Below are 382 nucleotides of genomic sequence, written 5' to 3'. Positions count from 1 at the left end.
CCGAGTGGAACGCATGACTGACCGTCAACCGCTTGGTCCGCCGGCCTTCCTCCGCGAAGATCCCGGCAATACGGGTGACCGGTTCCTCGTCACCGGAGAGCACCAGTGACCGCGGACCGTTCACCGCCGCCACCGACACACCCGCCGGGAGCTCGGGCAGCTCCTCCTCCGTCGCCTGGACGGCGAGCATCGCGCCGCCGGTGGGCAGCGCCTGCATCAGCCGGCCACGCGCCGCCACGATCCGGCACGCGTCCTCCAGCGACCACACCCCGGCCACATACGCCGCGGCCAGCTCACCGATCGAGTGCCCCAGCAGCACATCCGCCCGCACACCCCACGAACCCACCAGCTCGAACAGCGCCACCTCCAACGCGAACAGACC

At 70.9% G+C, this 382-nt stretch carries 1 protein-coding gene; it reads right to left on the bottom strand.

From position 1 onward, the window contains the following. A partial coding sequence (locus POF73_RS45950) for an acyltransferase domain-containing protein (protein WP_272125506.1) occupies positions 1 to 382 on the bottom strand: 382 nt, incomplete at both ends.

It is taken from the genome of Streptomyces sp. HD, from assembly GCF_028369295.1.
In the GTDB taxonomy this organism is placed as follows: domain Bacteria; phylum Actinomycetota; class Actinomycetes; order Streptomycetales; family Streptomycetaceae; genus Streptomyces.
Note: the sequence above shows the minus strand (reverse complement) of the source record. Positions and strands in the feature narration are given on the sequence as shown.